Consider the following 10,075-nt stretch of genomic DNA (forward strand, 5'->3'; position numbering starts at 1 on the left):
TTCAAAAACAGATTCTTTTATTAATGAAAATGCCTGAGTCCCTTTATCAGCTAAATTCCAAGCTGTGCAAGACATAATTACTTCTCACTCCTCCAAAATGAGCGAACCTACAGTTATTAACTTCTGCACCCTGCTCTTTGTTTTTTTACTGACTCCTGACTCCTGGATTCTGACTACTGAATTACGCCGTGACTAACTCCGTTCTCTCCAGCAGCCGTTGCAATTTATCGCCAGTTAGCTGTTCTAAGGGTTGCTCTAAAAAATATTTATCAAAAATGGATTTATCATCAGTAGACACGTTCACCATCGAGAGCGATTGAACTGCTTCCACCGCAGAGGCACAGGGCATTTTCTGACATTCCCCAGTACGCATCACCCACCAACTGCCGTCAGTACAGCCAACCTCGCCCAGTTTTACGTCGTTGTGGTAAATCCCATCGTCGAGGATTTCAAAGCCGTACTTCTCGCACTCGTTGAAAATCTGCGCCATGATTTCGTTACCAGTGGTGCAGGGTGTTGTTTCTTTTTCCTGCACAGGTAATGAGCCATCTTTGTAGTGAGTGCAGATGAAGCGATCGCAACGCATTAGAGTGTTGGCACGAAATATTTCTTTATCGTTGACCATGACTACCCAGCGTTGCGTTAAATGGTTATCGTCATGGCTGATGCTGGCTACCAGTTTGTCATCAGCGTAATATTCGTGATGGTCAAACGAGATTTCGACTATTGTGAGGGATTCGGGAGCTACAACTTGGGCTTGGTCAGCGATGAAGTGGTCGAGTTCGGCTTGGGCGAGGGCTTGGTTGTCAACTTTCTGAAGCTTGGTGGATTGGTGGGTGATGATTGCGTTTACCCAGGTTTCAGTCGCTCTTCTGTCGCCGATGGGTGTAGCGCCGAGTTCGGCAGCGATTCTTTTGATGCGGGGTAGATTATAGCGGCAAAGGGCTTGCTGTGTGTACTTGGGATGTGTCATGATATAAATTCCTTGAATGTAAGGACAAAGGGCAATCGCGCTAAGTTTTTCCAGGACTAGTGATTGCCCTCTGTTATTTATATTTTACCAACTAATAGTGGGTAATACAATAGATGGTAAGATAAGAGTTGGTTATGTGATAAACATTTACAATAAATACTATTAATAGATAGACTTCTGAGAGTGGGTTAGTCTATTTATATGAATTCAAATTATGGCTGTGGAAGTAAGACTTAAAGAAATTAGAAACGCCAGAGGGTTTTCGCAAAACGAACTAGCAAGACGATTAGAGATGTCATTGACTAATGTTCAAAAAATTGAATATGGACAAGCTAAGTCAATACCTTTAGATACGCTGGATAAGTTGTGCAAAATTTTACAATGCGAAGTTGGTGAGTTACTAGTTCGTGTACCGGACGATGATGAGGAAAACTCACAACTACCCATAAGTACAATTACTCCAGCCACGGAGCAAAATAGTCCTGTAGATGAGTCTAAATCTCAAAGCAACAAGAAAGCAACAAAATCTGTCGGTAGCATAGTGTTGCCATTTGAAAAAAGGTCAGCATGAAAACTAAATAGAAATTTATTTAAAAAATAATTGTCAATCCATTAACTACTGTACAGTTCATTGACTAGGACAAAGTAACTGCTGGTTCAACAGAGGTGATGTTAGCTAATACAGTTACATAATGGCAGAACTCAATTCCTGCTTAAACACTGACAAATTAAAGGTGGAATGATGAACAAACCACCTCGTAAACCCAAAAAAGCCACCTCTGGCGCATCCAGTGGCTCAAAACCACCAGCTAGCTCTGCAAATGAGGATATCTCCCAGCAAGCAGATCCCGCTTCAGCAACGATTACGGTTACTGCTGTTGAAGTTCCAGAGTTGACAGAGGAAGAACAGCGCGATCGCCTTCACCTAGAGCGCCGTGTGGAAAGAGCGTTTTTTGAGGCAGGGAAGGCATTAATGGAATTACGGGATCGCAGGTTATATCGCTCTACTCACAAAACCTTTGAGGAGTATTGCCGCGTTCGCCCTTGGCGTTGGCGAAGCCATCGCTTTGGCCATAATCGTCGGCAGTCTTATCTTCTAATGGATGCAGCAGTAATATTTGATAACTTAGAGCAAAAATGTGATCGGAACGATCACATTTTGCCGACAAATGAGTGGCAAATTAGGCCACTGTCTAAGCTTGACCCGGATATTCAGCCTGAAGCATGGGAGCAAGCTGTAGAGTCTGCCAACGGGAAAGTACCCTCGCACCGGATCGTTAAAGATGTTGTGCAGCGCATCATGGAACGAACCCAAGTACCAAATACCTACCGGATTGGCGAAGTCTGCCAAATCTTAGTTAAGGACAACCCGGAACTCAGAGGAAAGGGTGGATGCTGGGCTATTGTCAGCGCGGTGAATGACTTTAGTTGCACGGTGAAAATGTGGGATGGCGAGTACACCGTTGGGTTACAACACTTGAAGTCCTTTAACTACCTGCCGCAAGAGTGTCAGCAGATGCAGTCCTTGAGCAATCGCATCAGTCGATTGTATTCGGATTCGCTTGAGGAGACAGTCAAAAATCTGTTGCAGTCGTTGGGGAAGCTGAATCGGCCTTATTTGACGGCTGTGGAAGAGAAATTGTTGAGTGTTCTAGAGTCTGAATACGAGAAAGATAACTGCCTCAACGATTAATGCTCATCAAAGACTGCACCAAGCACTTCATGAACTGCGGCATGAGGGGTGTGACTGAGGGGGAAAGAGCTTGCAGGGATCGCTGTGCAATAAGATAAAAGTAGAAAAATGTTATGACCACGATAACACCAATGACAATAGACAATTTTACTGTTCGACCAATGAGAAGGTCAGAATTAGATTTGGTAATTGATTGGGCAGCAGTTGAGGGCTGGAATCCAGGAACTTATGATGCTGAATGTTTTTACCAAGCTGATCAATGCGGTTTTTTTGTGGGGGGATTGAATAATGAACTTGTAGCAAGTATTTCCGCTGTTGCTTACTCTAAGCAGTTTGCTGTTATTGGCTTTTATATTGTCAAGCCGCAGTTTCGTGGACAAGGTTTTGGCATGAAAATGTGGAAGGCAGCAATGGAATATCTTGGTACTGAGCGTAACATTAGCTTAGATGGAGTGATTGCTCAACAGGAGAACTACCAGAAATCAGGTTTTCAAATCGCCTACCGTCATATTCGTTATCAAGCTGTAGGCGGAGGCGTTGTACCGGACGGCGTTGTAGAACTAAAAACTGTTCCTTTTGAGCAGTTAGTTGCTTATGATCAAAAGCTTTTTCCGGCTGAACGTGAGCAGTTCCTACGACTTTGGATAAAGCAACCAAACAGTGTTGCATATGGGGTTGTTAAAGATGGGCATATTGTTGGTTATGGAGTCATCCGCCAAAGCCACACAGGTTTCCGGATTGGGCCGTTGAATGCTGACAATGAACAAATTGCCGAGCAACTCTTACTCGCCTTGCTTGCTTTTGGTTGTGATGCTTTGGTGTTTCTTGATGTGCCAGATGCTAATTCCGAAGCGATAAAGCTGGCTCAACGTTACGGGATGAAGCCAGTCTCTGAAGTTGCTCGAATGTACAATAAAGAAATTCCTAACTTGCCTATAAAAAATCGTGTATTTGCTGTGACTAGCCTAGAAGTTGGTTAGCTAAGTATTATTTCACCAATCAGTTATCCCTTCTAAGCTTGACTTTATCCAACAAAATCAACTTACCAGAAGCACATCGTCAGCGACCACAAATTAAAAATCTTTTTACGATGCTGATTCCTCAACTTTTAACTGAGCGGCTTATACTGCGAGAATTTCGAGAAGAAGACCTTGATGCATATGCCCAGATGTGCGGTGATGAGGAAGTTATGCGTTATGTCGGCAATGGACGACCTTTATCGCGTGGGGAGTCATGGCGAAGTTTAGCAATGATGTTAGGACATTGGCATTTGAGAGGATATGGAATGTGGGCAGTTGAAGAAGGCGCTAGCAGTGAAATGATTGGCAGAATTGGTTGCTGGAAACCAGAGGGATGGCCTGGATTAGAAATTGGTTGGACATTACGCCGAGAATATTGGGGAAAAGGTTATGCCACAGAAGCCGCAAAAATATCGATGGACTATGCTTTTGAAAAGTTAGGTCAATCTGATGTCATCAGCCTGATTCGCCCAGAAAATGAAGCTTCAAAGCGGGTAGCACAAAAGTTAGGTGAGAGACTTGAGGAGACGCTAAAAATATTTGGCGCTGAGGCACTGATTTACAGTATTAGTCGTGAAGATTGGCAGCCTACTTTAACGCGATAGATAGCAGAGAAAAGCAACGTGTTGATGGTGTCGTCAAACAGCGATCGCATCAGTCGAGTGTATTCGAGTTCACTGGAAGATTCTGTACAGAAGTTTTTGGACATGCTGGAGAAGCCTAAACGTGCTTATTTGATATCTTTGTCAGAGAAATTGTTGAAGGTTCTGGAGTCAGAAATTAAAGATTAATACAACAAAGAAGCAATGCCACAATGCTGTAAGTGATTCTACAAAATAAAATTTTAATTAAAAAGGGATAAAAGTAGCGAAGCTGTCACCAGCCGCCACGTAATGCCTGAAAAGGTTGTCTAGAAAGCATTTCATAAAAAAAAATTGCAGATTGAGCTACCAAAACTGTTATTGAGGATATTGATAAATCATTGAAATTCTCGTAACCTTTGATTAACTTCATTGATATCGAAGGTATCTGGATTAAAGCTTTCACCTACCCACTCCATCCTCTCTTCATACTCTGGATGTGACGGGTCACTAATAATTTCCAATAACTCTGCATAGCCCCAAGAACCACCGCAATCTTCAGGAGGACAAGCACGCTTCCCAGTGATGCATACAGGATAATTTGTATCAGGAGTTGATGGTAGTTCTTTTTCTACCAAAATTTCGTGTTCCCAGCTATCCCCAAAATCGTAAGTGTAGAAGAATTTGGACTTCTCTCCCTTAACCACCTGGCTTAGTTTTACAGTCTTTTCTGAACGCACATTAAACTCAGGTTGAGGTTGACCATAATCAATGCCAGCAATCGTCCATGAATGCATATGATAGTTATCCCAGCCCATTACCTCTTGCACAATTAGATGTAGCTGTTGAAGCGTCGTTGAACTTAATACCTGTATCCTTCTCCAAATAGGGGGTCGAATGTTCTTGAGGGTAATTTTGAGTTGGTAAACAGTTTGAGGAGAAGCAGGTTTCAAGGAAGCCATAGTTGGTTGCTCAATATCAGGTATGAAATTTGCGCTATTAATTGTTGCATTTGACGAAACTTGATGTAGTTTGACAATATCATTAACCGTTGTCTTCAAGAGATGAAGTGAAGTGGCAATTTTACGGTAAGAGTACCCAGATTGCACCCTGTGAGAAAAAAGCGTCTACCCAAGCCAGTGATCGCGAAAAATTGACTTGTCCACAAAGCTCAACTAACATTTGACTGCCATCAGGAAAGACGAACTGTAATACTATCCTCATCTGCCAGTTGGGTAGCTATCTATTCTTCGGTAAGCGCGATGGAAAGCTAGTTAGTTTTTTGGAAAATCAAGATAGCGGTGATGATAGCTCAAGCGATCGCAGTTAAGATTATGCCAGTTATCCACAATGGCTTCATATTGCTAGTGTTGTCACAATATAAGGATTGCCATTTCAAAATTAAGCTCAATTCCAACTGTTGCCGTAATAGTTGAGATAAATCAAGTAGTTTTCCGGTATGAACAAATTGCTCCCAGAACGGTTAGTCAAAAGCATTTATCAGGAACTACTGCCTAGATTACAAATTGAAAGTGTCAATCCCCGTAATCCCATTCAGGTCAGCTATCTTCCACAACCTTGGCGGCTGCTTGGTAAAGGAAATTATGCTGCGGTAGTTTATCACCCCGATTACGCAGAGTGTGTAGTTAAAATTTATGCCCCAGGACGACCAGGCTTTGAAGAGGAAGTAGAAGTCTACCGTCGTCTAGGTTTTCATCCGGCATTTTCTGAGTGTTTGTACGCCAAAGATAGCTTTCTAATTTTGAAACGGCTTTATGGAACAACTCTGTACGATTGTATGCACTTGGGCTTACCAATTCCTCAGCAGGTAATACGGGATATCGATAAAGCTTTGGACTATGCTAGAAGTCGCGGACTCCACCCTCATGATGTCCACGGTCGTAATGTGATGATGCATCAGAGTAGAGGGTTAGTTGTAGACATTTCAGATTTTCTGCATCCAGAAGCCTGTTCAAAATGGAATGACTTAAAAAAAGCTTACTACTGGTTATATCGTCCTGTGTTGCGCTCACTTCGATTGCGTGTGCCATACTCGACCTTAAATATGCTCCGCAAAAGTTATCGTCTGGCAAGCTCATTCAAAACTTCTTGTTATCAACTACTCCTAAGATTAACTTGTTTTAAGTAAGTAACTCCAGCTAGATTTTAAACACTAAGTAGACAATGTAAAAATAAGTTTCTCCGCTCAAAAACTCCATCTGACTGTGAAAACTGCGATAACGGGTAGTTGGTGTGGGAGACGAGTATGCATCCATCCCTAAGCCTCGTGCCATTAATACTGCTCGCTTCATGTGCAATGGATCGCTAACAATCAGAAACAAATCCTATACTGTTATATGATTCACCATTAGCTAGGGTTCAGAATCCGGTTTATACTGTGCAATATAAAACTGCTCTAGACGAAAGCTGGAGCAGTTTTGGAGAAAAGTAGCGCCATAGGTGAATGGCTTTACCATTAGCAATCCAATCACTGCAAAGCCGTAGCCTCGTTGTTCTCAAGACAACAGGGAGCTATGCGGTTTTGTCAGATCCGGTAAACAAGGTGCGATGCCTGCGGCGGGCGTAGCCATTGCTAAATTATTTTCCCCGCAATGCAAATAAAATTATACTTGTTAAACCGTATTAACACTTAAAAAGGAAAGATGAGTTTGAGTCACAAGTTGCAAGACTCTCTTTTTTGACCCCAAAAAAGCTAGGATTCCCTTTGAGCAATAATTTTGAGACAGGGATTATCTACCTTAATGGAAAAAAGTATATGTGCAACTCTAGATTTGAGCAAATCATTATCAAACTTTTCTTCCGAGGTGACAAAATGTTTAGAATTGACGAATATCACGGAGTGGAATGGGAAAATTCTTGAAGAAAGAGTTGCGATCGCTTGTTCTTTACCGGATCTGACAAAACCGCATAGCTCCCGCAACAGCCTTGGACGCAAATGAGTTATTTATCTATATAACTAGATAACTAGTAGTTCGCTTTCGTGACTAGGCGATTTATTGGGTAAGGGGGAAAGGTTTTAAATCGAATGGCACGCTTGATAAGCGTAAATGCCGAGCAGTATTGGGCTTCAAGATATTCCAGAATTTTAGTAAAAGGCTCTACAATTGAGCAATCGCTAAATGTTGCGAATTTGGTACTTATGTTTATTCGTTAGCAACGCCTTGTAACTCCCTTTAGAACGAAATAAATACTAGAGAAATTGTATCTGTCCCTTGCAAGGATTGGACGAAGCATTTCTATATGGAGTTATAAGGCTTCTCTTATGTCATTGCTGCGAATTGATAAAAGAGGAGTACCAAGTTATGAGCCAAGTAGCTGTTGTTCACTACCCGAATGTCCATTTTGACTACTACTGCATCATTCCCCATCCCACTGAGTTACAGGTGTTGCTGCTGGCTGGAGAGGATGGCTGGTCATTACCAAGTTTTGTGCCTTATGAGCATCATTTCGGCATGGTAAGTCACATCAATCAAACCATGAATGATCAACTTGGATTAAATGTTACGACTCTGCGCTGTTTTTATGAAGACTACTATTCAGATACAAATACTGGGTGCAGGGTGTATGCAATGGAAAATCATTCTTTGGATTGGATACTACCCACACATGCTCATTGGGTGAAGTCGAATGAGTTAAACCGCTTAATTGTAATTCCCAAGCTTTATCAGATTCTTAATTCCTGGTTTGCTGAAATTCAAAGTAATTCTATTCCAGAAATGCGCGTACCTTGGGCAAAATTGGGCTGGTTTGATAGAGCGTCAATTTGGATTAATCGGCAACTTGAGGCTTTAAGTTTGAGTGCAACTACTCCGATTGAGCAAGTTAAATCTCAAACTCGCTCTTGTTTGTTGTGTGTCAGAACAACAGATGGAACACTTTATTTGAAGGCTGCGTATGGGATTTTTGGCACAGAAGCTACCTTCACTGATTTTCTGTCTCAACTTTATCCCGATTACTTGCCTAAAGTAATCGCTGTAAATACAGAACAACAATGGATGTTGATGAGAGAGTTTGAGGGTCAGCATTTGGGTCAAGCGGTTGATGTTTCTCGATGGGAGGTAGCACTACGGCGATATGCTGAAATTCAAGTTCAGATGGCGAATCAGGTTGATCAGTTACTAGATGTTGGTTTTCCTGACCGACGAATCAATCAGCTTGCTCAAAGAATAGAACCGTTATTTGCAGATGATGCTGCGTTACTGCTCCCTCAGAATGATCCATTTCTCGAACAGTTAGACTTGGAGAAGTTACGCACTCTCATACCTCAACTGCTGTCATGGTGTGAAGTTTTGGAAACTTGTGGTGTACCTCAAACCTTAGTACATGGAGATTTTTATTGTCAAAATGTGATTGACGCGCAACAAAGCAATATTTATTTCGATTGGTCTGATAGTGCAGTTTCTCATCCGTTTTTCGATGCAGGATTCTTTCTGTTTGATATTGCACAAGAACTTCCTAATGTAGTAAATGTACAAGCGCGTCTACGCAATGCTTATTTGGAGCCTTGGACAGTGTACTTGCCAATGAAACAACTAACTTCTATATTTCAAACAACGCAGCCTTTGGCTGCTTTGTATCACGCTATCGTCAGTTACGAAATTATTCAGCATCTGGAATTGGCTCATCGCTGGGAGACTGAAAACACTGTTCCCTATTATCTAAAGATGATGCTTGGGCAAATTTTTTCATAGCAGATACGGTATAACAATTTGCTTTGAGTGGACTACCGAAAAATTTTCGTGAATTGCTCCCGGTTTTTTGCAGCCACTCAAGCGGAACGTTATACGCCTTCTGGCTTTGTGTGGAGGATGTGACACAACTGAACTCATACAAATCTATTGAAACAGCCGCGACGAAAGCAATAGAGATGCGAAAGGATGGATCTCAAAACTCTTGATATTGCTGGTGTTGAAGGAACTTTATCACAAGCAATAAATGCTTTCGGTTTACGGCAAGCACGTTACCGTCAACTGCCAAAAGTCCGTTTACAGCACCAAATCACAGCTGTTGTCAATCAGCTACCTCTAGGTAGCGGTGCAGTTGAGAGTTTAATTCGTCAAGCTGTTAACTTACGCATGAAAGGGAACAGTAAATTTTGGCTTCAAGATAATGCCCAGATTATGTTAAATCTGCGATGTCAATTAATAGCTGGTAATTGGGACAATTTTTGTAACTCTATTTTTAATTCTTTCCTTAATCCCAGCAGTGCTTGAACATTTTATACATTTTACTTAAATTTATGTTTTAGCGATGGCTACGCCCGCCGTTGGCAAAGCCTCTCGCAGAGAAGGCATCGCAAGGATGTTCGGCAGAGCATTAGCATTGTCGCTTGTTTTTCCCAAACTTCAGAAAATCGCGTTGCTCCCATTGCCATGTATCTTTGCTTCTTTGTCTTTTGGATTTGGGACAGATTGATCTTTATTTCTTTTTATAGTATTTATGTACTGATTAAGTGTCTTATACTTTGTGGCTGAACATAAAGCTACATTCACCTAGCTGAAAAATAAGCCACTCTTTAGATAGAGTGGCTAAAGCCTTAAGCAAGAATTTCAATTACAACCGCCAGAAAAGATGCAGCCTTTTCGCCAGTTGGAACGAATACTCGCTTACGCCATTGAATGATTTCGGTGAAACAACCAACTTGCAACTTTTTGATGGTTGACCCAGGAGTTAAGTTTCTAGGTCAATTTCTGCAAGTGTATAGCTAACGGGGAATTGTCCATACTTTGATACTCTAAAAAGAGTGACCTTGATTTTCTAGAGTTACTCTTTCTAGACAAATCAACCT

10 protein-coding genes and 2 pseudogenes are annotated in these 10,075 nt (G+C 41.7%); 9 read left to right on the forward strand and 3 right to left on the reverse strand.

What is annotated here, in order from left to right; all coding sequences use genetic code 11:
* Positions 1-181: 181 nt before the first annotated feature.
* Positions 182-973, reverse strand: coding sequence for a hypothetical protein (locus tag H6G97_RS37710; RefSeq protein WP_190945814.1), 792 nt, complete (start codon positions 971-973; stop codon positions 182-184).
* A 214-nt stretch (positions 974-1,187) separates the two neighbouring features.
* On the opposite strand from H6G97_RS37710, the gene H6G97_RS37715 reads away from it, so the two are divergent.
* From H6G97_RS37715 to H6G97_RS37735, 5 genes are all read left to right on the forward strand, one after another.
* Positions 1,188-1,544 carry a helix-turn-helix domain-containing protein gene (locus H6G97_RS37715; protein ID WP_190945815.1) on the forward strand — a complete coding sequence of 119 codons (357 nt, stop codon included), beginning with the start codon at positions 1,188-1,190 and terminating at the stop codon, positions 1,542-1,544.
* A 168-nt stretch (positions 1,545-1,712) separates the two neighbouring features.
* A complete protein-coding gene (locus H6G97_RS37720) occupies positions 1,713-2,666 on the forward strand; it encodes a hypothetical protein (RefSeq protein WP_422394249.1) in 954 nt (317 codons plus the stop codon).
* A gap of 113 nt (positions 2,667-2,779) precedes the next feature.
* Positions 2,780-3,646 (forward strand): GNAT family N-acetyltransferase, encoded by an 867-nt coding sequence (locus H6G97_RS37725; RefSeq protein WP_199349924.1) that lies wholly within the window; start codon positions 2,780-2,782, stop codon positions 3,644-3,646.
* A gap of 110 nt (positions 3,647-3,756) precedes the next feature.
* On the forward strand, positions 3,757-4,290 hold the full coding sequence (locus H6G97_RS37730) for a GNAT family N-acetyltransferase (protein WP_190945823.1): 534 nt from the start codon (positions 3,757-3,759) through the stop codon (positions 4,288-4,290).
* Positions 4,266-4,409, forward strand: a complete 144-nt coding sequence (locus tag H6G97_RS37735) for a hypothetical protein (protein WP_190945816.1) — start codon at positions 4,266-4,268, stop codon at positions 4,407-4,409. The genes H6G97_RS37730 and H6G97_RS37735 overlap by 25 nt, the downstream gene beginning before the upstream one ends.
* A gap of 255 nt (positions 4,410-4,664) precedes the next feature.
* Here the strand turns inward: H6G97_RS37735 and H6G97_RS37740 are convergent, their stop codons facing one another.
* A complete protein-coding gene (locus tag H6G97_RS37740) occupies positions 4,665-5,228 on the reverse strand; it encodes a plasmid pRiA4b ORF-3 family protein (RefSeq protein ID WP_190945817.1) in 564 nt (187 codons plus the stop codon).
* Between the two features lie 497 nt (positions 5,229-5,725).
* Here H6G97_RS37740 and H6G97_RS37745 point away from each other — a divergent pair, with 497 nt between their 5' ends.
* Positions 5,726-6,415: a protein kinase family protein gene (locus H6G97_RS37745; protein WP_190945818.1), complete on the forward strand. Its 690-nt coding sequence runs from the start codon at positions 5,726-5,728 to the stop codon at positions 6,413-6,415.
* 10 nt (positions 6,416-6,425) lie between these two features.
* Here H6G97_RS37745 and H6G97_RS37750 read toward each other — a convergent pair.
* Positions 6,426-6,605: pseudogene (locus H6G97_RS37750) on the reverse strand (YdcF family protein); the annotation flags it as partial.
* Between the two features lie 423 nt (positions 6,606-7,028).
* On the opposite strand from H6G97_RS37750, the gene H6G97_RS37755 reads away from it, so the two are divergent.
* The 3 genes and pseudogenes from H6G97_RS37755 to H6G97_RS37770 form a co-directional block, all read left to right on the forward strand.
* Entirely contained in the window at positions 7,029-7,226 is a 198-nt protein-coding gene (locus H6G97_RS37755) for a hypothetical protein (RefSeq protein ID WP_190945819.1), read from the forward strand.
* Positions 7,227-7,589: 363 nt separating this feature from the next.
* A complete protein-coding gene (locus tag H6G97_RS37760) occupies positions 7,590-8,978 on the forward strand; it encodes an aminoglycoside phosphotransferase family protein (protein WP_190945820.1) in 1,389 nt (462 codons plus the stop codon).
* A 324-nt stretch (positions 8,979-9,302) separates the two neighbouring features.
* A pseudogene (locus H6G97_RS37770) lies at positions 9,303-9,500 on the forward strand (ISLre2 family transposase); the annotation flags it as partial.
* Positions 9,501-10,075: the final 575 nt, after the last annotated feature.

Origin of the sequence: Nostoc flagelliforme FACHB-838, assembly GCF_014698065.1 — a bacterium.
Classification (GTDB): domain Bacteria; phylum Cyanobacteriota; class Cyanobacteriia; order Cyanobacteriales; family Nostocaceae; genus Nostoc; species Nostoc flagelliforme_B.